The 23,115-nt window shown below is 67.2% G+C and carries 23 protein-coding genes; 14 read left to right on the plus strand and 9 right to left on the minus strand.

Translation table 11 applies throughout. The features are described from left to right. Positions 1-11: 11 nt before the first annotated feature. The 4 genes from ACKI1H_RS14740 (at position 12) to ACKI1H_RS14755 (ending at position 3,776) form a co-directional block, all read left to right on the plus strand. The gene (locus tag ACKI1H_RS14740) at positions 12-812 is read left to right on the plus strand and encodes an alpha/beta fold hydrolase (RefSeq protein WP_440468716.1); all 801 of its coding nucleotides are present in this window, start codon (positions 12-14) and stop codon (positions 810-812) included. A 9-nt stretch (positions 813-821) separates the two neighbouring features. Continuing rightward, positions 822-1,682 (plus strand): alpha/beta fold hydrolase, encoded by an 861-nt coding sequence (locus ACKI1H_RS14745; RefSeq protein ID WP_138525212.1) that lies wholly within the window; start codon positions 822-824, stop codon positions 1,680-1,682. A gap of 176 nt (positions 1,683-1,858) precedes the next feature. Further along, on the plus strand, positions 1,859-2,653 hold the full coding sequence (locus ACKI1H_RS14750) for a DUF4892 domain-containing protein (protein WP_440468865.1): 795 nt from the start codon (positions 1,859-1,861) through the stop codon (positions 2,651-2,653). Between the two features lie 67 nt (positions 2,654-2,720). Continuing rightward, positions 2,721-3,776 (plus strand): AI-2E family transporter, encoded by a 1,056-nt coding sequence (locus ACKI1H_RS14755; protein ID WP_138525210.1) that lies wholly within the window; start codon positions 2,721-2,723, stop codon positions 3,774-3,776. A gap of 315 nt (positions 3,777-4,091) precedes the next feature. On the opposite strand, the gene ACKI1H_RS14760 is transcribed toward ACKI1H_RS14755, so the two are convergent. From ACKI1H_RS14760 to ACKI1H_RS14780, 5 genes are all read right to left on the minus strand, one after another. Beyond that, on the minus strand, positions 4,092-5,372 hold the full coding sequence (locus ACKI1H_RS14760) for a CynX/NimT family MFS transporter (protein ID WP_440468717.1): 1,281 nt from the start codon (positions 5,370-5,372) through the stop codon (positions 4,092-4,094). A gap of 61 nt (positions 5,373-5,433) precedes the next feature. Next, positions 5,434-6,081: a FadR/GntR family transcriptional regulator gene (locus ACKI1H_RS14765; protein WP_138525208.1), complete on the minus strand. Its 648-nt coding sequence runs from the start codon at positions 6,079-6,081 to the stop codon at positions 5,434-5,436. A gap of 123 nt (positions 6,082-6,204) precedes the next feature. Further along, a complete protein-coding gene (gene xopAW / locus ACKI1H_RS14770) occupies positions 6,205-6,990 on the minus strand; it encodes a XopAW family type III secretion system calcium-binding effector (protein WP_440468718.1) in 786 nt (261 codons plus the stop codon). 108 nt (positions 6,991-7,098) lie between these two features. Then, positions 7,099-8,226, minus strand: a complete 1,128-nt coding sequence (locus ACKI1H_RS14775; RefSeq protein ID WP_440468719.1) for a sensor histidine kinase — start codon at positions 8,224-8,226, stop codon at positions 7,099-7,101. Continuing rightward, on the minus strand, positions 8,207-8,962 hold the full coding sequence (locus tag ACKI1H_RS14780) for a response regulator (protein ID WP_081520662.1): 756 nt from the start codon (positions 8,960-8,962) through the stop codon (positions 8,207-8,209). Before ACKI1H_RS14780 ends, ACKI1H_RS14775 begins: the two co-directional genes overlap by 20 nt. A 321-nt stretch (positions 8,963-9,283) precedes the next feature. On the opposite strand from ACKI1H_RS14780, the gene kdpF reads away from it, so the two are divergent. The 6 genes from kdpF to ACKI1H_RS14810 all read left to right on the plus strand — a co-directional run bounded on the left by kdpF (position 9,284) and on the right by ACKI1H_RS14810 (position 17,444). Then, positions 9,284-9,373, plus strand: coding sequence for a K(+)-transporting ATPase subunit F (kdpF, locus tag ACKI1H_RS14785; RefSeq protein WP_009618573.1), 90 nt, complete (start codon positions 9,284-9,286; stop codon positions 9,371-9,373). A gap of 8 nt (positions 9,374-9,381) precedes the next feature. Further along, a complete protein-coding gene (kdpA, locus tag ACKI1H_RS14790) occupies positions 9,382-11,076 on the plus strand; it encodes a potassium-transporting ATPase subunit KdpA (protein ID WP_138525204.1) in 1,695 nt (564 codons plus the stop codon). Positions 11,077-11,086: 10 nt separating this feature from the next. After that, a complete protein-coding gene (gene kdpB / locus ACKI1H_RS14795) occupies positions 11,087-13,147 on the plus strand; it encodes a potassium-transporting ATPase subunit KdpB (protein WP_440468720.1) in 2,061 nt (686 codons plus the stop codon). Between the two features lie 203 nt (positions 13,148-13,350). After that, complete coding sequence (gene kdpC, locus ACKI1H_RS14800; protein ID WP_440468721.1) at positions 13,351-13,899, plus strand: potassium-transporting ATPase subunit KdpC; 549 nt, start codon at positions 13,351-13,353, stop codon at positions 13,897-13,899. Positions 13,900-14,053: 154 nt separating this feature from the next. Further along, positions 14,054-16,711 carry a DUF4118 domain-containing protein gene (locus ACKI1H_RS14805; protein ID WP_440468722.1) on the plus strand — a complete coding sequence of 886 codons (2,658 nt, stop codon included), beginning with the start codon at positions 14,054-14,056 and terminating at the stop codon, positions 16,709-16,711. 40 nt (positions 16,712-16,751) lie between these two features. Continuing rightward, positions 16,752-17,444 carry a response regulator gene (locus tag ACKI1H_RS14810; protein ID WP_026078833.1) on the plus strand — a complete coding sequence of 231 codons (693 nt, stop codon included), beginning with the start codon at positions 16,752-16,754 and terminating at the stop codon, positions 17,442-17,444. A 72-nt stretch (positions 17,445-17,516) separates the two neighbouring features. Here the strand turns inward: ACKI1H_RS14810 and ACKI1H_RS14815 are convergent, their stop codons facing one another. The 3 genes from ACKI1H_RS14815 to ACKI1H_RS14825 form a co-directional block, all read right to left on the minus strand. Beyond that, positions 17,517-17,843 (minus strand): type II toxin-antitoxin system RelE/ParE family toxin, encoded by a 327-nt coding sequence (locus ACKI1H_RS14815; protein ID WP_440468723.1) that lies wholly within the window; start codon positions 17,841-17,843, stop codon positions 17,517-17,519. Next, positions 17,840-18,076, minus strand: coding sequence for a type II toxin-antitoxin system ParD family antitoxin (locus tag ACKI1H_RS14820; RefSeq protein WP_017517363.1), 237 nt, complete (start codon positions 18,074-18,076; stop codon positions 17,840-17,842). The genes ACKI1H_RS14815 and ACKI1H_RS14820 overlap by 4 nt, the downstream gene beginning before the upstream one ends. Positions 18,077-18,156: 80 nt before the next feature. Beyond that, complete coding sequence (locus ACKI1H_RS14825; RefSeq protein ID WP_138525199.1) at positions 18,157-19,194, minus strand: patatin-like phospholipase family protein; 1,038 nt, start codon at positions 19,192-19,194, stop codon at positions 18,157-18,159. Positions 19,195-19,302: 108 nt separating this feature from the next. Here ACKI1H_RS14825 and selD point away from each other — a divergent pair, with 108 nt between their 5' ends. Next, positions 19,303-20,337 carry a selenide, water dikinase SelD gene (gene selD, locus ACKI1H_RS14830; protein WP_440468724.1) on the plus strand — a complete coding sequence of 345 codons (1,035 nt, stop codon included), beginning with the start codon at positions 19,303-19,305 and terminating at the stop codon, positions 20,335-20,337. Further along, positions 20,337-21,437: a tRNA 2-selenouridine(34) synthase MnmH gene (mnmH, locus tag ACKI1H_RS14835; protein ID WP_440468725.1), complete on the plus strand. Its 1,101-nt coding sequence runs from the start codon at positions 20,337-20,339 to the stop codon at positions 21,435-21,437. Before selD ends, mnmH begins: the two co-directional genes overlap by 1 nt. Before the next feature lie 215 nt (positions 21,438-21,652). Here the strand turns inward: mnmH and ACKI1H_RS14840 are convergent, their stop codons facing one another. Further along, positions 21,653-22,000, minus strand: coding sequence for a GFA family protein (locus tag ACKI1H_RS14840; RefSeq protein ID WP_138525196.1), 348 nt, complete (start codon positions 21,998-22,000; stop codon positions 21,653-21,655). Between the two features lie 151 nt (positions 22,001-22,151). On the opposite strand from ACKI1H_RS14840, the gene ACKI1H_RS14845 reads away from it, so the two are divergent. Further along, on the plus strand, positions 22,152-22,430 hold the full coding sequence (locus tag ACKI1H_RS14845) for a hypothetical protein (RefSeq protein WP_138525195.1): 279 nt from the start codon (positions 22,152-22,154) through the stop codon (positions 22,428-22,430). A 76-nt stretch (positions 22,431-22,506) separates the two neighbouring features. Then, complete coding sequence (locus ACKI1H_RS14850; protein ID WP_138525194.1) at positions 22,507-23,115, plus strand: flavin reductase family protein; 609 nt, start codon at positions 22,507-22,509, stop codon at positions 23,113-23,115.

Here is a 23,115-nt window from a genome sequence, read left to right on the forward strand (position 1 = left end):
GTTTCCCCAGCATGTCGCAAGCGGTCTTCTTCGCCCACGCCAACGGTTTCCCCTCGGGAACCTACGGCAAGTTGTTCGACGCCCTGGAGCCGGACTACCGGGTCCATCGGCTGGACATGCATGGCCATGACCCGCGCTTCCCGGTGAACGCCAACTGGGAAAACCTGGTGGAAGAGCTGTTGCATCACCTCGAGGCGCTGGACGAGCCCGTGTGGGGTGTCGGCCACTCCCTCGGCGGCGTACTGCATTACCACGCGGCGCTGCGCAAACCCGAGCTGTACCGCGGTGTGGTGATGCTCGACTCGCCGCTGCTGACCTTGGCCGACCAACTGGTGATCCGCGTCGCCAAGCGGCTGGGCTTCATCGATCGGCTAACGCCTGCCGGCCGCACCCTTGGCCGCCGCGAGGACTTCGACGATTTTGCCGAGGCGCTGGAATACTTCGCCGGCAAGCCACTGTTCAAGCGCTTCGACCGCGACTGCCTGGAGGCCTACGTGCGCCACGGGCTGGCGCCGGCGGACGCACGGGGCCTGCGGCTGAAGTTCGACCCGGCTACGGAAATCTCCATCTATCGCAACGTGCCGCACACCGCTCCTGGCCGCGCCAGGCAACTGGCCGTGCCGCTGACCATGGTGCGCGGCCGTCACAGCCGCGTGGTGCTGCCGCACCATGCTCGCCTGATTGGTCGCATCCCCATGGGCGAGAGCCTGTCGCTGCCGGGCGGGCACATGTTCCCGCTGGAGCGCCCGCAGGATACCGCCGCGCTGCTCAAGACCGTCTTCGCCCGCTGGCAACAGCGCGCCAATGTTTAAGGAATCGCCATGACCGCCCAAGTCCAGGAAATCCGCCTGAACCTGCCGCACATCGAACTGGCCGCGCACCTCTTCGGCCCGGAAGACGGCCGCCCGGTGATCGCCCTGCATGGCTGGCTGGACAACGCCATGAGCTTTGCCCGCCTGGCGCCGAAGCTCGAAGGCGTGCGCATCCTCGCCCTGGACTTCGCCGGCCATGGCCACTCCGGCCATCGCGCGCCGGGGGCCAGCTACCTGCTGTGGGATTACGCGCTGGATGTGCTGATGGTGGCCGACCAGATGGGGTGGGAGCGCTTCACCCTGCTTGGCCACTCCATGGGAGCCATCGTTTCGGTGCTGCTGGCTGGCGCGATGCCCGAGCGCGTCGAGCGCCTGGCGCTGATCGATGGTCTCGTGCCCTACACCGGGGAGCCGGAAACGTCGCCGCAGAAGCTCGGCGAAGCCCTGCGTGCGCAACTGGCGCTGCCGAACAAGCGCAAGCCGGTCTACGAAGCCATCGACCGCGCCGTGGAGGCCCGCATGAAAGGTGTCGGCGCGGTCAGTCGCGAAGCGGCGGAACTGCTGGCGTCCCGTGGACTGGTGCCGGTGCCCGGCGGCTACACCTGGCGCACCGACGCGCGCCTGACCCTGCCGTCACCGCTGCGCCTGACCCGCGCCCATGCGCGACAATTCGTCCAGTCAGTGCAATGCCCGACCAGCCTGGTGCTGGCGCAGCAGGGCCTGATGCTGGTCGAGCCGGCTACCCGCGAACTGCTGAAAGACCGGCCCTTCGAGGTCCATGAGTTGCCTGGCCAGCACCATCTGCACCTGGACGACGAGGCGGGTGCCGAAGCCGTTGCGGCGCTCTTCCGACCCTTCCTGCAGGCCTGAGGGAAACACCCGGTAGCGCCCCGCGGCTTGACTAAAGCGGGGCTGGCCGCGACGCTGCACGGATCGCTTCAGGGAGATAGTGCATGCTCGATATCCAGACCGCCGCGCGCCAGGACGGCAAAATCCTTTCGGTTGACGCGCAGAAGGCCCGGATCTCACGGCTCCTTCAGTCCCTGATGTTCAGTGCCGCCATGATGACAGGCGGCACGGCGCTCGCCGCCGACCTGCCCGACAGCCACGACCTGGAGATCCTCCCGCGCTTCCCGCGTTCGGAGATCGTCGACTTCAACCAGGCCTCCAGCCAGGAACGCATCTACCCGCAAGGCTCGATCAGCCGCATCAGCGGGCGCCTGCGCATGGAAGGGGAGGTGCGCGCCATCGGCGATCTGACCGCCGTGACCTACCGCCTGCCCGACGAGGACTCCAGCCAGAGTGCCTTCGCCGCCGCGCGCAAGGACCTGCTCAAGGCCGATGCCACGCCGCTGTTCTGGTGCGAGAGCCGTGATTGCGGCTCCAGCAACCTGCTGGCCAACTCGGTGTTCGGCAACTCGAAGCTGTTCGGCCCGGACGAGCAGCAGGCTTACCTGCTGGTGCGCCTCGCCGCGCCCCACGAGGACAGCCTGCTGGCGGTCTACACCATCACCCGTGGCAACCGCCGCGCCTACCTGCATGCCGAACAGCTGGACAGCACCTCCGCCCTCGGCGAGCTGCTGCCCAGTCCGGCAACCCTGATGCGCCTGCTCAAGGCCAACGGCGAGCTGACCCTGAGCCACGTGCCGGAAGAGCCGGGCGGCGCCTGGCTCGACCTGCTGGTGCGCACCCTGCGCCTGGACACCGGTGTGCGCGTGGAGCTGGCCGGCAAACACGCCGGCGACTGGCGCTCCGCACTGACCGCCCAGGGCGTGCGAGATGCGCGCCTGGAACAGGGCAAGGACGACAACGACGGCCTGCACCTGACCTGGCTGCGCTGATTCGCCTACGCTGAAAGGGTCGAAGCGCTCTACACTGGGCGCCTCACGAGCCTTTTGCGGAGTTCCGATGTTCGACAATGATCGCCTGTTGCTGCGCCTGCTGCTGCTCGGCCTGCTGGGCGCGAGTATCTGGGTGCTGTTGCCGTTCTGGTCGGCACTGGTCTGGGCCGCCGTGCTGGCTTTCGCCAGTTGGCCGCTGATGCGCCTGCTCACGCAACTGCTGGGCGGCCGCGAAGCCGCGGCGGCGGGTGTGCTGACCCTGTGCTGGATCGTGCTGGTGGCGCTGCCGCTGGTGTGGTTGGGCTTCGGCCTGGTGGACCGGGTGCGCGAAGGCGTCGAGCTGGTGAAGAACCTGCAGGTTTCCGGGCTGCCGCCGCCACCGGAGTGGATGGCGCGCGTACCGCTGGTGGGCGACCGTCTGATCGGCTGGTGGTACCAGGCTGACCAGCAGGGTGTGGCGATGTTCTCCGCACTCAAGCCGTACATGGGCGAAGTGGGCAACTGGGCCCTGGCGCGCAGCGCGAAGTTGGGCGCGGGTATCTTCGAGCTGGTGCTCAGCCTGGTGCTGATCTTCTTCTTCTACCGCGACGGCCTGCGCCTGCAGGCCTTTGCCCACGGCGTGCTGGAACGCCTGATCGGCGAGTCCGCGCAGCAGTACATGGACATCATCGCCGGCACGGTGCAGCGGGTGGTCAATGGCGTGATCGGTACGGCGGCCGCCCAGGCCGTGCTCGCCACCATCGGCTTCCTTATCGCCGGCGTCCCCGGCGCATTCCTGCTGGGGTTGCTGACCTTCATCTGCAGCCTGCTGATGGTGCCACCGCTGATCTGGGGGCCGGCCGTGCTCTGGCTGTTCTATCAGGAGAGCTATGGCTATGCGGTGTTCATGGCGATCTGGGGCTTCTTCGTCATCAGCGGCGTGGACAATATCTTGAAGCCCTACCTGATCAGCCGCGGCGGCAACCTGCCGCTGGTGGTGGTGCTGCTGGGCGTGCTCGGCGGGTTGCTCAGCTTCGGCTTCATCGGCCTGTTCCTCGGCCCGGTGCTGCTGGCGGTGGTGTACAACCTGGTCAGCGCCTGGGTGGCCAGTTCACACCGGCCGCCGCCTCCGCCGGTGGTTTGATGGTTAGGAGCGGGGTTTTGCTCTCTCCCCAGCCCTCTCCCTGAAGGGAGAGGGAGCCGTTCGGCGCAAGGTTTTTCTACGGATTTAGCCGGCTGGATTCGAGCTTTCAAAGCGCAGTAGACAGTCCCCTCTCCCTTCAGGGAGAGGGTTAGGGAGAGGGTGCAGCCGGCCACTTCGGTGTCCATCGTAAGCGCTGTTCGCGAGCAAGCTCGCTCCTACAGTAAAGCTCCGGCGTCGGGCCAATAACCCGGAACGGGGTATCCGCCGCCATGGCGGATAACGCCTGGGGCGTTATGCGCCCTGCGGCTGCTCGTATCAGACGTGTTCGCTCTTCACCTGCACCAGCTTGTCCCGCCCGGCGCCCAGGCCGAATACGATCCCCGCCACCGTCACCACCACGAAGATCACCCCGGTCGCTGCCCAGCCGCCAGTGACGTCATGCACCACGCCGACCAGGAAGGGGCCGCAGGCGGCCAGGGTGTAGCCCACGCCCTGGGCCATGCCGGAAAGGTTGGAGGCGACGTGGGCGTCCGGTGAGCGCAGCACGATCAGCGCCAGGGCGATGCTGAAGGTGCCGCCCTGGCCGAGGCCGAGCACCACCGCCCAGCCCCAGATGCCTGACAGCGGCGCGAACAGCAGGCCGAGCAGGCCGGCCAGGGTCAGGCCCATGACGATCACCACGGCGATACGCTGGTCCTTGCCTCGGGTTGCCAGCCAGGGCGCGGCCAGGGCGCTGAACAGCTGCACCATCACCGAGCCGGAGAGCACCAGCCCGGCTTCCACCGCGCTCAGGCCACGGTCGATGAGGATCGACGGCACCCAGCCGAAGACGATGTAGGCCAGCGACGATTGCAGGCCCATGTACAGGGTCACCTGCCAGGCCAGCGGGTCGCGCCACAGCCCCTTCACCTTGTACACCGCGCGGTGCGCGTGGTGGTTCTGGCGGGTCTGCGGCAGCCAGATCGCCGCCGCGACCACGGCCGGGATCGCCCAGAACGCCAGCGCCAATTGCCAGCTGTTATCCATCAGCTTTGCCAGCGGCACCGTGGAGCCCGCGGCAGTTGCAGCGCCCAGGCACAGGGCCATGGTGTAGACGCCGGTCATGGTCCCGGCGATGTGCGGGAAGTCGCGCTTGACGATGCCCGGCAGCAGCACGCCGATGATGCCGATGCTGGCGCCGGCCACCAGGCTGCCGAGGAACAGGCCGGCGACCGGGAACAGGCTGCGCAGGACGATGCCGCCGGCCAGGGTGAAGAGGATCAGCAGCACGGTGCGCTCGGCGCCCAGGCGGCGTGCGAGCATCGGCGCCAGCGGAGCGAACAGGCCCAGGCAGAGCACCGGCAGGGTCGTCAGCAGGCCGGCGGCGGCAGCGGACAGGCCGGTGCCGTCGCGCACGGTATTGAGCAGCGGTGACAGGCTGGACAGCGCCGGGCGCAGGTTGATTGCCACCAGCACCAGGCCCAGCAGCAACAGCCAGGTGCGCTGCGGGCGGGGCGCGGCTTCGGGCGTGCCGTCGTCTTCGGCGTCGATCAGCAGTTCTTCGGGTGGGCAGGACACCTTGTGCTCGGTGTCTTTCGGGTCATTGGGCAAGGACATGGTGGGCATTCCAGGGCAGCAAGGCACAAAGGCAGTAAGCGTTCGTAGAAGTCAATCGGAGTCAGATCAGCAGCGCACGGTTCGCTTTCGCGGCCGCGTCGGCGTCGCCACGGGCGATGGCATCCACCAGTTCGCGGTGCAATTCGAAGCTGGGTTGCGGCCGGCTCGGGTCGCCGATGGTGCGTTCCAGGCCGGCGCGGATCACCTGGGAGAAGTAGCGATACAGCTCGCTGAGCACCGGATTGTGGGCGCTGTCCACCACGCGCTGGTGAAAGGCCAGGTCGTGGGCGATGTACTCATCCAGCACGCCGCCGTGATGGACGGCGGAGGCCTCCAGCGCTTCGCGCAGGGCAGCGAGGTCGGCTTCGCTGCGGCGCTCGGCGGCCAACCGGCTGGCTTCCACCTCGATGATGCCGCGCGCTTCCAGCGCCTGCTCTACCGAGCTGCGGGCCAGCACCAGCATGGTGTCCAGCGGGTTGGCGCAGGCGCGCACATAGGTGCCGTCGCCCTGGCGCACTTCCAGCACGCCGGAGAAGGTCAGCACGCGTACTGCTTCACGCACGGTATTGCGGCTGATACCGAGGGACTCGGCCAGCTCGGGCTCCGGCGGCAGGCGCTGGCCCAATGGCCAGGTGCCATCGTCGATACGCAGGTGGATCTGCTCGAGGGCGATGTCCACCAGCGAGCGCTTTTGAAGGGGACTTGGCATGGAAACATCCAATCATCGGATGAATTTGTGAAGGCCAAGCCTAGGGCAGAATCAGGGAGAGATGCAAACGGGGGATGACCGCCGGAACGGGGGGCGTTCCGGCAGCCAGATTCACTGCCCGGATCAGGCGGCGATGTTCACCAGGCTACCGCTGGTAGCCTGGAGCGCGGTGACCTCGCTGCTCTGGTACTGCTTGAGCAGGTTGGCCACCAGTTTCTGGTAGGCGGCGCCGGTGTTGGCGCTGGTCGAGGACGTGCTGGAGGCGGTGGTCGTGGAGCTGTCCGAGGAACTGCCGGAGGAGTCACTGGACGAACCACTGGAAGCCGAAGGTGGCGGGGGCGGCGGTGGGCCGTCGCCACGCTGCGCCTGCATAGCACTGGAGAGCTCGTCGCTGCTGATGGAGCCGCTGCCGTCGGCGTCGAGCTGGCTGAACAGCTCGCTCAGGCGCTCGCTGTCGTCGCTGCTGCCCAGGGCGGAGAGTTCATCGCTGCTGATACTGCCGTCGCCGTCGCTGTCCAGGGCGCTGATCAGGTCTGCGGCGGAGTCGTCCATACCCATGCCGCCCATGTCGCCGGGTGGCGGGGGAGGCGGAGGCATGGCCGCCGACAGTTCGTCCTGGGAGATGCCGCCGCTGCTGTCGCTGTCCAGCTCGCTGAGCAGGGCGTCGATGTCGATGTCACTGCTGTCCGAGTCGTCGCTGGACGACAGCGCGCTGGTCAGTTCGTCCTTGCTGATGTTGCCGTCACCATCGCTGTCGATGGACTTGAACAGGTCTTCCTGGAATTTCGCCGCACCCTGGGAACCGCCAGTGCTACCGCTCTGCGCGGCCGTAGTGCTGCTGGCGGTCTGGGTCCGGGCGAGCGAGCTGGTGTAGTAGCTCGCATAGCTGCTGCTCACGCCGCTGATCATGGGAGAGTCTCCGTGGTTGCCGAAGCGGAGGGTTCTCCGCTGATGACAGCCTCGGGCCTGCCTGTGTCGCGGGTTTGTGCGCTTTGTTTGCTGGCGGCTACAACGGCGTTACGCCGTTATGCTTCTGGGCAGGCGTAGCACGGCAGTGGCGCCGCCACCGGGGGTTTCCTCGAAGTACAGGTCACCGCCCTGGCGCCGTGCGGCATCGCGGGCAATCGCCAGGCCCAGGCCGACCCCACCGGAGTTGCGGTTGCGCGAACCTTCCAGGCGGAAGAAGGGTTCGAACACCTGTTCGCGCAGCTCGGCGGGAATGCCGGGGCCGTGGTCGCGCACGCGGATTTCTAGTTCGCGAGTGCCGTCGCGCAGTTCGATGCTGACATCACCGGCGTAGCGCAGGGCATTGTCCAGCAGGTTGTTCAAGCACGAGCGCAGCGCCATGGGCTGGACCTTGAGCGGCGCGCAGAAGCCTTCCACGCCGACATCGGCGCCACGTTCGCAGGCGTCCTCGGCGAGCGAGTCAGCCAATGCCTTCACGTCGAACCACTGCAGCGGCTCGGTGGCGCGCTCCTGCTGCAGGTAGTGTAGGGTGGAGTCGAGCATGCTGATCATTTCGGCCAGGTCCTGGCTGATGCGGGTGCGCAGCTGTGGGTTGTCGACTTCCTCGACGCGCAGGCGCAGGCGCGACAGCGGGGTGCGCAGGTCATGGGACACCGCTACCAGCATGCGGCTGCGCTGCTGCACCTGTTCGCGGATGCGCTCGCGCATGCGGTTGAAGGCGTGGGCGGCCTGGCGTGCTTCGCGCGGGCCGGTTTCCGGCAGGGGCGGGCTGTCCAGGTCCTCGGAGAGGCGCAGTGCGGCATCGCCCATGTGTTGTACCGGGCGGGCCAGCAGGCGCGCGCCGACATAGGCGGCGAGGATCAGCGTCAGCAACTGGAAGGCGAACGGAACGCTCCAGAACGGCAGGCGCGGGCCGGGTGGTGGCGGCGGACGCATGCCCTCGGGGCCTGCCGGGAAGCCTTGCGGCGGCGGGCCGCGCTCGAACCCTTGCTCCGAAGGCGGCGGGGGCGGTGGCTCGTGTCGCGGGCCGTAATGATGGAACCAGACGAAGGCCAGCAGGTGCGCGACCACGATGGCCAGCAGGAATACCCCGAACAGCCGGGCGAACAGGCTGTCGGCGCGCTGCAGGGGTTTTTCCTTCGCGCGCTCGGGCGCGGAGTCAGGCGATATCGCGGACATCGAACAGGTACCCTTCGCCGCGCACGGTCTTGATCAGCCGGGGCGAGCGCGGGTCGTCGCCGAGCTTCTGCCGCAGGCGTGAGACCAGCAGGTCGATGCTGCGGTCGAAGGCCTCGATGGTGCGACCACGGGCGGCGTCCAGCAGCAGTTCACGGTTGAGCACCCGCCTTGGGCGTTCGAGGAACACCCAGAGCAGGCGAAATTCGGCGTTGGACAGCGGCACTACCAGGCCATCCGGCGCATGCAGCTGGCGCAGGACGCTATCCAGACGCCACTGGTCGAAGCGTACCTGGGCGCGCGGTTCGCCGCGGGCACCTTCCTCGCTGGTGAGGCTGGTGCCGCGCACGCGGCGCAGGATGGTCTGGATACGCGCCACCAGTTCGCGTGGCTCGAAGGGCTTGGCCATGTAGTCGTCGGCGCCCAGCTCCAGGCCAATGATGCGGTCCGCCGGCTCGCAGCGTGCGGTCAGCATGAGGATCGGGATGTCCGACTCGGCACGCAGGTAGCGGCACAGGGACAGGCCGTCTTCGCCGGGCAGCATCAGGTCCAGCACCACCACGTCGAAACTTTCGTTTTCCAGCGCGCGGCGCATTTCGACGCCGTCGGCGACGCCGTGGGTCTCGATGTTGAAGCGCGCGAGGTAGCCGCAGAGCAGTTCGCGGATCGGCTCGTCGTCATCCACCAGCAGAGCGCGGGTAGTCCAGCGGCGTGGGTCGTCGGTCGTGGTCGGGTACATGAAGAAACCTGTCGCGGGAAAACGTGGGGCAGGATGGCCAGGGGCCGCCAGGGGCATGCGACGTTCGCATGCTAACCCGTCATCGCGTGCGCGGGCCATGGTCGGCGAGGCTGCGGTGCGAGGGTGTCGTCAGCGTGTCCGCTCTGTATCGGCCTCGATACAAAGTCTGCCGATCACCGCGCCAGAGCGGTTTTTTACGCTTTCTTTATGCCGCTCGCCGGGGGCGGGAATCGCTCCTTTACGCGCTCCTTGCGGAAAATTTCCGTCAAGCGGCAACGGCCGCCCAAGCGATGGAGTCGCCCGCGTGAGGAGAGAGAAATCATGAGCGTGCTCGACGGTGTGTCACTGGTCCTGGCCACGGGACTGTTCATCTACCTGCTGGTGGCGCTGCTGCGCGCCGACCGTTCCTAGGAGTGGCCATGAACAGCCATGACGTATTGCTGATCGTTGCCTTCCTGGCGCTGGTGCTGGTGCCGGCGCCTTTCCTCGGGCGCTTCTACTACAAGGTGATGGAGGGGCAGCGCACCTTCCTCAGCCCCCTGTTCCTGCCGGTGGAACGGGCGATTTATCGCGCGTGCGGCATCCACCCCGAGGAAGAGCAGAACTGGAAGAGCTACACCCTGGCCCTGCTGGCGTTCAACCTGGTGGGGCTGGTGCTGCTGTTCGCTATCCTCGTGCTCCAGGGCCTGCTGCCGCTCAACCCGCAGCACCTGCCGGGCCTGGAGTGGACGCTGGCGTTCAACACCGCAGTGAGTTTCGTCACCAACACCAACTGGCAGGCCTACAGCGGCGAAGCCTCGCTCAGCTACCTGAGCCAGATGCTCGGCCTGACTGTGCAGAACTTCGTCAGCGCCGCCGTCGGCCTGGCCGTGCTGGTGGCGTTGGCCCGTGGCATCTCGCGCAAGTCGACGAACAACCTGGGCAACTTCTGGGTCGACCTGACCCGCGCCACCCTCTACGGGCTGCTCCCGCTGTGTCTGATCCTGGCGCTGCTGCTGGTCTGGCAGGGCGTGCCGCAGACCTTCCTCGACTACGCCCATGCGCTGACCGTGCAGGGCGCCGACCAGTCCATCCCGCTGGGACCTGCGGCCAGCCAGATCGCCATCAAGCAGCTGGGCACCAACGGCGGCGGCTTCTTCGGTGTGAACTCGGCGCATCCGTTCGAGAACCCGACCATCTGGAGCAACCTGTTCGAGGTCGTGTCGATCATCCTGATCCCCGCCGCGCTGGTGTTCACCTTCGGCCATTACGTGAAGGACCTGCGCCAGAGCCGCGCCATCCTCGGCTGCATGCTGGTGCTGTTCGCCCTGGGCCTGGGCGCCTCGCTGTGGGCCGAGTACCAGCCCAACCCGGCGCTCAGCGCGCTGCCGGTGGAGCAGGTCGCGCCGCTGGAAGGCAAGGAGAGCCGTTTCGGCACTACCGCCAGCGTGCTCTGGGCGGTGACCACCACGGCCGCTTCGAACGGCTCGGTGAACGCCATGCATGACAGCCTCAACCCGCTGTCGGGCATGGTGGCGATGCTCAACATGATGGTCGGCGAAGTGATCTTCGGCGGCGTTGGCGCGGGCCTCTACGGCATGTTGCTGTTCGTCCTGGTGGCGGTTTTCCTTGCCGGGCTGATGGTCGGACGCACCCCGGAATACCTCGGGAAGAAACTCGAAGCCCGCGAAGTCCGCCTGCTGGTGGCGACCCTGCTGGTGATGCCGGTCGGCGTGCTGGTGCTTGGCGCCATCGCCGCCAGCCTGCCTGGCCCGGCCGCCTCGGTGAGCAACCCCGGCGCGCACGGTTTCAGCCAGTTGCTTTACGCCTACACCTCAGGCACCGCGAACAACGGCTCGGCCTTCGGTGGCTTTAGCGCCAACACGCCGTTCCACAACCTGATGATCGCCCTGGCCATGCTGATCGGCCGCTTCGGCTACATCCTCCCGGTGCTGGCGATCGCCGGCAGCCTGGCGGCGAAGAAGGCCACACCCGTAGGCCCCAACAGCTTCCCGACCCACGGACTGCTGTTCGTCAGCCTGCTGACCGCCACCATCCTGCTGGTGGGCGGCCTGAACTTCCTGCCGACGCTGGTGCTGGGCCCGGTGGCCGATCACCTGACGCTCGGTTTCTGAGGAACCTGCAATGAACGCGAAAACCCAGGAACTGGCCTTGAACAAGGCCGTCGAGAAACGCCCGACCACCGCGCTGTCCGCCCTGTGGAAGCCGGCGCTGCTGCAGGCCTTCGTCAAGCTCGACCCGCGCCAGTTGCAACGCTCGCCGGTGATGCTGGTGGTGGCCCTGACCGCCGTGCTGACCACTGTGCTTTGCGTGGTCGGTGGTGAAGCTGTACCGACCTTCGTTGCCGCGCAGATCGCCGTGTGGCTCTGGTTCACCGTGCTCTTCGCCAACTTTGCCGAAGCCCTCGCCGAGGGCCGCGGCAAGGCCCGCGCCGACAGCCTCAAGGCTGGCACCCAGGGCTTGCAGGCGATGCGTCGCACGGCCAGCGGCAATTTCGAGAAAGTCGCCGCCAGCAGCCTGCGCAAGGGCGACGTGGTGCGCGTCGAAGCCGGTGAGCTGATCCCCGGCGACGGCGAGGTGATCGAAGGCGTGGCGGCGGTCAACGAGGCCGCGATCACCGGCGAATCCGCGCCGGTGATCCGCGAGTCCGGCGGCGACCGCTCGGCCGTGACCGGCAACACCCGGCTGGTCTCCGACTGGCTGCTGGTAAAGATCACCGCCAACCCCGGCGAATCCACCCTCGACCGGATGATCGCCCTGGTGGAAGGCGCCAAGCGCCAGAAGACCCCCAACGAAGTGGCGCTGGACATCCTGCTGATCGGCCTGACGCTGATCTTCCTGCTGGTGGTCGTCACCCTGAAGCCCTTCGCCCTGTTCGCCGGCGGCAACCTGCCGCTGGTGTTCCTGGTGGCGCTGCTGGTGACGCTGATCCCCACCACCATCGGTGGCCTGCTCTCGGCCATCGGCATCGCCGGCATGGACCGCCTGGTGCGCCTGAACGTCATCGCCAAGTCCGGCCGCGCCGTGGAAGCGGCGGGGGACGTGCACGTGCTGATGCTCGACAAGACCGGCACCATCACCTTCGGCAACCGTCGTTGCAGTGCGCTGCACACTGCCCCCGGCGTGCAGCCGCTGGAGCTGGCCGAAGGCGCCTTCCTTGCCTCGCTGGCTGACGACACGCCGGAAGGCAAGTCCATCGTCGAGTTCCTCCGCGCGCAGATCATCCTGCCGGAGCCGGACCGCAACCGCGTGACCCCGGTGGCCTTCACTGCCGAGACGCGCCTGTCGGGCATCAACATCGACGGTCACGTGTACCGCAAGGGCGCGGTGGACGCCGCACTGGCCTTCGTCGGCATGGACCGTGCGCAGATGCCCGAAAGCCTGGCCAAGGAGATCGAGCGCATCGCCCAGAGCGGCGGCACGCCGCTGCTGGTGGTGGCCGACGGCAAACTGCTGGGTGCCATCCACCTGAAGGACGTGGTCAAGCCGGGCATCCGCGAACGCTTCGCCGAGCTACGCCGCATGGGCATCCGTACCGTGATGGTGACCGGCGACAACCCGTTGACCGCCGCCGCCATCGCCGCCGAAGCGGGCGTGGACGACGTGATCGCCGAAGCCACGCCGGAGAAGAAACTGGCGCGCATCCGCCAGGAGCAGGGCGAGGGCCGCATGGTTGCCATGTGCGGCGATGGCGCCAATGACGCTCCCGCTCTGGCCCAGGCCGACGTCGGCATGGCCATGAACGACGGCACCCAGGCCGCCCGCGAGGCCGCCAACCTGGTGGACCTGGACAGCGACCCGACCAAGCTGCTGGACGTGGTGCAGGTGGGCAAGGAGCTGCTGGTGACCCGCGGTGCGCTGACTACGTTCTCGGTAGCCAACGACGTGGCCAAGTACTTCGCCATCCTCCCCGCGCTGTTCGCCGGTATCTACCCGCAACTGGGCGTGCTCAACGTGATGAAGCTGGCCAGCCCGCAGAGCGCCATCCTCTCGGCCATCGTATTCAACGCGCTGATCATCGTTGCGCTGATCCCCCTGGCCCTGCGTGGCGTGCGCGTGCAGGCCAGCGACGCCTCGCAGCTGCTGCGGCGCAACCTGCTGATCTACGGCGTGGGCGGGTTGGTGGCGCCGTTCGTGGGGATCAAGGTGATCGACATGATCCTCGTTGCCATCGGCCTCGCCTGACTGCTCTTCGTAGGAGCGAGCTTGCTCGCGAACCGCCCCAACACCAGCGCAGCCGGGAAACGCATTCGCGAGCAAGCTCGCTCCTACAGGTGCGGCCTGACGCCGAGCCGGCCGGACACGCCAAACAACTCCCTCTCCCTTCAGGGAGAGGGCGGGGGAGAGGGTAACCGGCCCTGCTCCCGACCCAACAGAGGAACACCCACATGCTCAACCAACTCCGCCCCGCCATTGCCTCGCTGGTCCTGCTCAGCGCCGTCACCGGCGTCGCCTATCCGCTGGCCATCACCGGCATCGCCCAGGTGGCCTTCCACGACCAGGCCAACGGCAGCCTGGTGCGCGACGAGAACGGCAACGTCCGCGGCTCGGCCCTGATCGCGCAGAAATTCGACGGCGCCCAGTGGTTCCACTCGCGCCCCTCGGCGGGCGACTTCGCCACCGTCTCCAGCAGCGCCAGCAACCTCGCGCCCGGCAACCCAGCGCTGGCCGAACGCATCGCCAAGGATGCCGCCGCCCAGCAGATCGGTGCGCAGCCGGTGCCGCTGGCGCTGGTCACCACCTCCGGTAGCGGCCTGGACCCGCAGTTGCCGCCAGCCGCCGCGCTGTACCAGGTACCACGTATCGCCCTGGAGCGCGGCGTACCGGCGGCGAGCCTGGAGAAACTGGTGGAAGCCAACACCGAACGTCCGCTGATCGGCCCCGCCGTGGTCAATGTGCTGGCGTTGAACATGGCCCTGGCCAGCCTGCCTCGCTAGACTCCAGCGCCAGAGCCGTCCAGGCCGGTGCGCGAAGTCGCCGACCTGCAGCGGACAGCTCCCTCTCCCTCTGGGAGAGGGTTGGGGTGAGGGGCTTTTCCCGCACTCCGGCAACCTGTGAAACGAGCGCCCGAAGCGCTCCGAGGATAGCCCCATGACCGACCCCAACCGCGCCGACGCCCTGCTGGCTGACCTGCCCCCCATGGGCCGTGGCCGCCTCAAGGTATTCCTCGGCGCCGCGCCGGGGGTCGGCAAGACCTACGCCATGCTGCTGGCCGCCCAGAGCCAGCTGCGCCAGGGCGTGAAGCTGCGCGTCGGCGTTGTCGAAACCCACGGCCGCGCCGAGACCGAAGCCTTGCTCGCCGGCCTGCCGCAGCAAGCGCTCAAGCGTTCCGTGTACCGGGGCATCACCTTGGAGGAAATGGACCTCGACGGCCTGCTGGCCGACCCGCCGACGCTGGCGCTGGTGGACGAACTGGCCCACAGCAACGCCCCCGGCAGCCGCCACGCCAAGCGCTGGCAGGACATCCAGGAGCTGCTCTCGGCCGGCATCGACGTGTACACCACGGTCAACGTCCAGCACCTGGAAAGTCTCAACGATCATGTCCGCGACATCACCGGCGTGCAGGTGCGCGAAACCGTACCCGACTGGGTGCTGCAGGAGGCCTTCGAACTGCTGTTGGTGGACCTGCCGCCGCGCGAATTGCTGGAGCGCCTGCGCGAGGGCAAGGTCTATGTGCCCGAGCAGGCCCGCGCCGCCATCGACGCCTTCTTCAGCCAGACCAACCTCACCGCACTGCGCGAGCTGGCCATGCAGACCGCCGCCGCACGGGTGGATGCCGACCTTGCCCATCGCTACCGCCAGCAGGGCGGCGAAGCACCGGCCGTGCGTGGGCGCCTGCTGGTCGGCGTGGATGGCGAGCACAACGCCGAGCGCCTGGTGCGCCACGCCTGCCGCGTGGCCGAGCGCCGGCACCTGCCCTGGTCGCTGGTGCATGTGGATACGGGCGATGCGCGCAGCGAAGAGTCGCGCATGCAGTTGCAGAACGCCCAGCAACTGGCCGAGCGCCTGGGGGGCGACGTGGTCGAGCTGCGCGGCGGAGAGGTCGCACGAACCCTGGTCGAACATGCCAAGGAACGTCGCGCCACACTGCTGCTGGTCGGCCGCTCGCGGCAGCGCTGGTATCGCCAGCTGTTCGGCGGCGGGCTCGCCGCGCGCCTGCTGCGCCTGGGCGACGGCCTGGAGATCAGCGTGCTCGATAGCGAGGCCGACCTCGCGCCGCTCAAGGCTCGCCCGCAAACGCCGTGGCCCTGGGGCAACTACGCGCTGGCCGCGCTGGCCGCCGGCTGCGCCAGTGCCCTGGCCTGGGCGGTGGCCAGCGTGCTGGAGCTGCCGAACATTTCCCTGGTGTTCCTCGCCGCCGTATTGCTGGTAGCGGTGCGCAGCAGCCTCGGTCCGGCGCTGGCCTGCGCGGTGCTGTCGTTCCTGGCCTATGACTTCCTGTTCATCCCGCCGCACTTCTCCTTCTCCATCCAGCGCGAAGAGGACGTGCTGACCCTGCTGTTCTTCCTGCTCATGGCCGGCCTCACCGGCAACCTCGCGGCCCGTCAGCGCCGGCAATTGCAGGCGCTGCGCGAGACGCAGGAAGAGACCAGCCAGATGCTCGACCTGTCGCGCAAGCTCACCGCCGCCACCGACCGCCAGGCCGTGATGGCGGCAGCCGCCCAGCAGTTGAGCGGCTGGGAAGAGCTGGACATCTGCCTGCTCGGCCGGGTCAATGGCGAGTGGAAGCTCGAGGGTGGGCTGAACCGTCCGCTGGAAGACCAGGAGCGCGCCGCCGCCGACTGGGCCTGGCAGCACGACCAGCCCGCCGGCCTGGGCACTGGCACGCTGCCGGGCGGGCGCTGGTGGTGGTGGCCGCTGTCCGGCGAAGACGGCCCGCTGGCGCTGCTCGGCGTCAGCTCACGCGATTCGCAACCTTTGTCCGGGTCGCGTCGTCGCCTGCTGGCCGCCCTCGGTCAGCCGCTGGCGCAGGCGCTGGCCCGCGCCCGACTGGCCGAAGACCTGGAAGCCGCGCGCCTGCACGGCGAAACCGAACAATTGCGCAGCGCGCTGCTGGCCTCGGTCAGTCATGACCTGCGCACGCCACTGACCTCCATGCGTGGCGCCATCGACAGCCTGCTGGCCCTGGGCGACGCGATCCCGCCGCCGGATCGCCGCGAGCTGCTGGAAAGCACTCGCGACGAGGCCGAACGCCTGGACCGCTACATTCAGAACCTGCTGGACATGACCCGCCTCGGCCATGGCGGCCTGAAGCTGTCGCGCGACTGGGTATCGCCCGGCGACATCGTCGGCAGTGCGCTCAATCGCCTGCGTGCCGTGGTTGCCCCGTATCGCGTGGAAACCCGCGTACCGCCGGAACTGCCGCTGCTCTATGTGCACGCCGCGCTGATCGAGCAGGCGCTGGTCAATGTGCTGGAAAACGCCGCGCGCTTCTCGCCGCCGCAAGGCCGCCTGCGGGTCGCGGTGGAGCAGGGCGATGACGAGTTGCGCTTCCTGGTCAGCGACGAAGGGCCGGGCATTCCGCTGGCCGAGCGCGAGAAGATCTTCGACATGTTCTACACCGCCGCGCGCGGTGATCGCGGCGGGCAGGGGACCGGGCTGGGCCTGGCGATCTGCCAGGGCATGGTCGGTGCCCACGGCGGGCGGATCACCGTCGAGGATGGCATCGACGGGCGTGGCACCACCCTCGTGCTGCACCTGCCGCTGCAACAACAGCCGGATCTGGAGCAGCTTGATGCTGCTGTCTGAAAGGCTCAAGCTGGACGCCCCCAGCCAGACCGGACTGCCGATGAACGCCAGCGCCGCCACCATCCTGGTCGTCGACGACGAACCGCAGATCCGCAAGTTCCTCCGCATCAGCCTCAGCGCTGGCGGCTACAAGGTGCTGGAGGCCGGCACCGGCGAAGAGGGCCTGGCCCAGGCCGCGCTGGGCCGCCCGGACCTGGTGGTGCTCGACCTCGGCCTGCCGGACAAGGACGGCCAGGACGTGCTGCGCGAACTGCGCGAGTGGTCGCAGGTGCCGGTGCTGGTGCTCTCGGTGCGGGCCAGCGAAAGCGAGAAGGTGCTGGCGCTGGACAGCGGCGCCAACGACTACGTGACCAAGCCCTTCGGTATCCAGGAGTTCCTCGCGCGCATCCGTGTGCTGCTGCGCCAGGGGGCGAGCGGCGAGACGCAGGAGGCGGTGGTTGCGGTCGGTCCGCTGAGCGTGGATTTCTCCTACCGCCGCGTGCTGCTCGATGGCGAAGAAGTCTCGCTGACCCGCAAGGAGTACGCGGTGCTTTCGACTCTGGCGCGACATATCGGCCGGGTGGTTACCCAGCAGCAACTGCTCAAGGACATCTGGGGGCCGACGCACACCGAGGACACGCATTACCTGCGGGTGGTCGTTGGCCATCTCCGCCAAAAGCTTGCTGACGACCCGGCGACACCGCGATTCATCGTGACCGAAGCCGGCGTCGGCTACCGTTTGCGCGAGGCCTGACCTCGCGCATTCCTCTGCTGCGCGGGCAATGCCCACGATCGCGCCCATGGGGCGCTCCTACGAGTTGCGACATTAGCCTTCATTGGTCAGCAGCCAGTCGGCGATATCCCGTTTGCCATTAAGCACTCGCCAGACATCGATGTGGTCGGCTCGCTCAATGAAGAACACCAAGTGTGGACAGCGTTTCAGAGGCCAACTGCGCAGGCCTGGAATGTTCAGTTCGTGGGCATATCGTGAAGAGGCTGCTGAGGGGTTTCGTGCAATCAACTGATAGGCGCGTTGTAGCTCGTCAATGAAGCCGAAGGCGGCCTTCTCGCCACCTTCGCTCAGATAGTATTCCAAGGACTCTGCGACATCCCGCCGGGCTATGGCCCGGGGTCTGACCGGGCGAGCTTTCACGAATCGCGCCTGCGCACGCGGTCACGCAGCGCTTCGAAGTAACCATCATCCACGGCTTCACCTGGCTCGGATGCAGCACCGGCCAGAAGTAGCTCACGCAGGTGCTGGCGGTCCTGGTCCTTGCGGATCAGCTCGCGTACATATTCGCTACTGGTGCCGTAGCCGCGTTGGCTGACCTGATCATCGACGAAGCCTTTCAATGCTTCAGGCAGGGAAATATTCATCGTGCTCATGCCGGCTCTCTTGGAAATGGCAAAATTTGCCAAAGCATACGCCGTTTACCTCGCGTGGCAAAAGCCTTCCGCTGGGTCGGTCAATACGGATTCTCCGCCTCATACCGATCCAGCGTATCGCTGGCGATCTGCCGGCCGAGGGCGATGAGTTCGGGGGCTTTGTAGAATTCGAAGAAGCGGCACACGCGCTTGGGCACGTTGATCAGGATGTCCGGCGGGTAACCGGCGATCTTGTATTGCGCCAGCGACGTCTGCATCACCTCGAAGCTCTGGTTCACCAGTTCCAGCAGCGAGGCCGGGCTGCTGCTGTCGATCACGTGGCTGCCGGTGGCCGAGCGTGGCGAGCCCTTGGCCTGTGGGGCGGCGGCGGGTTGCTGCATTTCCGGTTCGGCGGGTTCTTCGGAGGCGGCCGGCACCGGGTGCAGCAGGGCGTCGGCGATCAGCTCGGGTGGCGGCTCGACGTCGCCGCGGCGGAAGAAGCTCAGCTTGTTCGACAACCCGGAGATCACTGAATCGAAACGGCCCTTGAGCGCCGGCGGGCGTTCGATCACCGGTAGCGAGTACTGGCGCTGGTTGGTGGCGTTGAGGTTGACCGCGACGATGAGGTCGGCGTGGGTCGAGACCACCGGGACGATCGGCAGCGGGTTGAGCAGGCCGCCGTCCACCAGCATGCGGGTGCCCTGCATGACCGGGGTGAACAGGCTGGGGATCGCCGCCGAGGCGCGCATGGCCTGGTGCAGGCAGCCTTCCTGGAACCAGATTTCCTGCTGGTTGGTGAGGTCGGTGGCCACCGCCGTATAGGGGATCGGCAACTGTTCGATGTCGATCTCGCCGAGAATTTCGTGGATCTTGCCGAATACTCGCTCGCCGCGGATGGCGCCGAGACGGAAGCTGACGTCGAGCAGGCGCAGCACATCGAGGTAGTCCAGGCTTTCCACCCAGTCGCGGTACTCGCCCAGCTTGCCAGCGGCGTAGATACCGCCGATCACCGCGCCCATGGAGCAGCCGGCGATACACACCACTTCATAGCCGCGCCGTTCGATCTCCTCGATCACTCCGATATGCGCATAACCGCGCGCGCCGCCGGAACCGAGTACCAGCGCGATCTGTTTTGACATAGGGCAACTCCGCGTTACGAACTGCCCGACGATACGCCGGGGGCACCGGCCCCGCCAAGCCGGGCTTTGCTAGAATCGCCGTTTGATTTCCCTGCCCGGAGCCTCCCGATGAGCGAACCGATCCGCCTGACCCAGTACAGCCATGGTGCCGGCTGTGGCTGCAAGATTTCCCCCAAGGTTCTGGAGGTCATCCTCGCTGGCAGCGGCGCGCAGAACCTCGACCCCAAGCTGTGGGTCGGTAACGCCTCGCGCGATGATGCCGCCGTCTACGAAATCGACGCCGAGCGCGGCGTGGTGTCCACCACCGATTTCTTCATGCCGATCGTCGATGATCCCTTCGACTTCGGCCGTATCGCCGCCACCAACGCCATCAGCGATATCTACGCCATGGGTGGCGATCCGCTGATGGCCATCGCTATCCTCGGCTGGCCGGTAAACGTGTTGGCGCCGGAAATCGCCCGCGAAGTGATCGCCGGTGGCCGCAAGGTCTGCGACGAGGCCGGCATCCCGTTGGCCGGCGGGCATTCCATCGACGCTCCCGAGCCGATCTTCGGCCTGGCTGTCACCGGTCTGGTGGAGAAGCGCTTCATGAAGCGCAACGACACCGCCACTGCCGGCTGCAAGCTGTACCTGACCAAGCCGCTGGGCATCGGCATCCTCACCACCGCCGAGAAGAAGGCCAAGCTGCGCGCCGAGGACGTGGGCGTCGCCCGCGACTGGATGTGCACCCTGAATAAGCCCGGCGCGCGTTTCGGCAAGCTCGACGGCGTGAAGGCGATGACCGACGTCACCGGTTTCGGCCTGCTCGGCCATCTGGTCGAGATGGCCGATGGCAGCGGCCTGACTGCCCGGGTTCGTTACGACGCGGTACCACGCCTGGCCAGTGTCGAGTACTACCTCGAGGCCGGCTGTGTGCCCGGTGGCACCCTGCGCAACTTCGACAGCTACGGCGAGCGCATCGCTCCGCTGCCGGAACTGCACAAATTGCTGCTGTGTGACCCGCAGACCAGCGGCGGCCTGCTGGTGGCGGTCGAGCCTGCGGGTGAGGCCCAGTTCCTCGCCGCGGCCAGGGAACTGGGCATGGACCTGGCGCCCATCGGCGAACTGGTGGGCCGACAGAACCACGCGGTCGAGGTGGAGTGATGCGCGACAACACCCGCCACTACCGCGAGCTGTTCCTCGGTGATGTGAAGATGATGGACGTCCGCGCCCCGGTCGAATTCGGCAAGGGCGCGTTCCCCAACGTGATCAACCTGCCGCTGATGAACGACAGCGAGCGGCAGAAGGTCGGTACCAGCTACAAGCAGCACGGCCAGCAGGCGGCCATCGCCCTGGGCCACGAGCTGGTCTGCGGTAAGCTCAAGGCAGAGCGCATCGAGGCCTGGGCGAACTTCGCCAGGGCCAACCCTGAGGGCTACCTGTACTGCTTCCGCGGCGGGCTGCGTTCGCAGATTACCCAGCAGTGGCTGAAGACCGAAGCGGGCATCGAATACCCGCGGGTAGTCGGCGGCTACAAGGCGATGCGCGGCTTCCTCTTCGACACCACCCGCGCCGCTACCGAGGAGTGCCAGTTCGTGCTGGTGGGAGGGCTGACCGGCACCGGCAAGACCGAGGTCATCGCCCAGTTGGCCAACAGCCTGGACCTGGAAGGCCATGCCAACCATCGCGGCTCCGCCTTCGGTCGCCGCGCCACGCCGCAGCCGGCGCAGATCGATTTCGAGAACCGCCTGGCCATCGACATCCTGAAGAAGCGCCATGCGGGCATGGAGCAGTTCGTCCTGGAAGACGAGGGGCGCATCGTCGGCAGCTGCTCGGTACCACTGGAACTGTACCAGGGCATGCAGCACTACCCGCTGGTGTGGCTGGAAGACAGCTTCGAGCAGCGCGTGGAGCGCATCCTCAAGGACTACGTGGTGAACCTGTGCGCCGACCATGTGCAGGTGGTGGGCGAGGAGGGCGGCTTCGATTCCTTCGCTGCGTACCTGCGCAAGAGCCTGTCTGGCATCGTCAAGCGTCTGGGCGGCGAGCGCTACCAGCGCCTGGCCGCGATCATGGACGAGGCGCTGGACGAGCAGAAACGCAGCGGCGCAGTGGACCTGCATCGCGGCTGGATCGAGGGGCTGCTGGGCGAGTATTACGACCCGATGTATGCCTTCCAGCGCGAGAGCAAGGGTGAGCGCGTGGAGTTTCGCGGAACACAGGACGAGGTCGTGGAGTACCTGAGGTTCCGCGCCGAGCGCTGATCCCGGCGCTCCCCTTGTGGGGACTTGCACCGGCGCCACGATGGAGCATTACCGTAGGATGGGTGGAGCTTGCGATACCCATGCTGCTGTCGGCGCATGAGAATGATGGGTATCGCTGCGCTCCACACCATCCTACGCAAGCGTTTGCGGGAAGGGTGGCGGAGCTTCGTGGGGCGCATAACGCGGCAGCGTTATCCGCCCGACGAGTTGGAGCGTCACCGGCTCTTGCCGTCGTACTCCTTCACGGTCAGCCCCGCCAGGTCTACCCCCGGCAGGCAGCGCACATTGATCGCCGCCATCGGCGTGCCGTCCGGCGCGCTGGCGTAGGCCAGCGGGGCACAGCCGCAGGTGGGGCAGAAACGGTGCTCGATGCGGTGGGTGTTGAACGTATAGGTGCTCATCGCACTCTCAGGAGTCGTCAGCTTCAGCTTGCCGCGCGGCACGAACCACAGCAGCGACCCCTTGCGCCGGCAGATCGAGCAGTTGCATGACACGACTTCACCGACATCCCCTTCCACTTCGAACGCGATCTGCCCGCAATGGCAACTGCCCTGGTGCACCATGATCCTTCTCCTGTCGGGATATCCCGTGGTCAAACAGTGTAGTAGTCGCTTGAACGCCATCCGTCCGATGGCATACTGCGGCGCCGTCCGGCAGGCCCCTGCGCCGCGTTCTAAGCTGGATTCACCCCCGACTATCTCCAGGAGTTCCGTCATGCCGCGCATCCCCCTGATCATCGCCCTGGTGCTGGCCGTCGCAGGCTGTTCGGGCAAGACCGTCAACCGCGACAGCTGCGCTTCGCAACTGGATGCCGCCTGGCACGAACTGGACCTGGCCAAGGCCGAAGGTTTTGCCGGCACCGTCAGCTACTCCAAGGCCCTGGGTCTGCTGACGGCCGCCAAGACCCAGCAGCAGGTCGAGGCCTACACCGGCTGCTCCGACAAGGCCAGCCGAGCGCGCTTCTACATCAAGGAATCCCGCGCCGGCCGCTGAGCCGCGCACTGCCGGGCCGCCTGAAGCGGCCCGCGCCTTCTCGCCGTATCTCCCACCGTTTTCTCCGGATCAGCCCATGCAACTCGACTTCACCCAACTGTCCAAGGCCGAGGCCTACCGCTGGCTGGCCTCCACCGTCACGCCGCGGCCCATCGCCTGGGTTACCACCTTGTCCGAGGACGGCCAAAGCAACCTCGCACCGTTCAGCTTTTTCCAGGTCATCAGCGATTCGCCGCCAACTCTGCTGATCAACACCAGCGTGCGTGAGGACGGCAGCGTCAAGGACACCCTGCGCAACGTGCGTGAAACCGGCGAGCTGGTGATCCACCTGGTCAGCGCCGCCCAGGCCGAGGCCATGAATGCCACCGCCGCCTGGCTGCCCCACGGCGTCAGCGAGATCGAGCACGCCGGCATCGCCACCGTGCCCAGCGAGCGCGTGGCACCGCCCCGAGTGGTCGCCGCGCCGGTGGCCTTCGAATGCCAGCTGGCGGAAATCATGCCGTACCCGGCCGAGAACCCTTCCAGCCTGCTGATCTTCGCCCGCGTGCTACTGGCGCATATCGATGAGTCGGTGATGCAGGACGAGCGCCATGTCGACCCGGCGAAGCTGGATCTGGTGGGGCGTCTGGGCGGCACCCAGTACAGCTACACCCGCGACACCTTCAGCATGATTCGTCCGAAGTAA

It is taken from the genome of Pseudomonas sp. YH-1 (genome assembly GCF_051990045.1).
Lineage (GTDB): Bacteria > Pseudomonadota > Gammaproteobacteria > Pseudomonadales > Pseudomonadaceae > Pseudomonas > Pseudomonas nicosulfuronedens.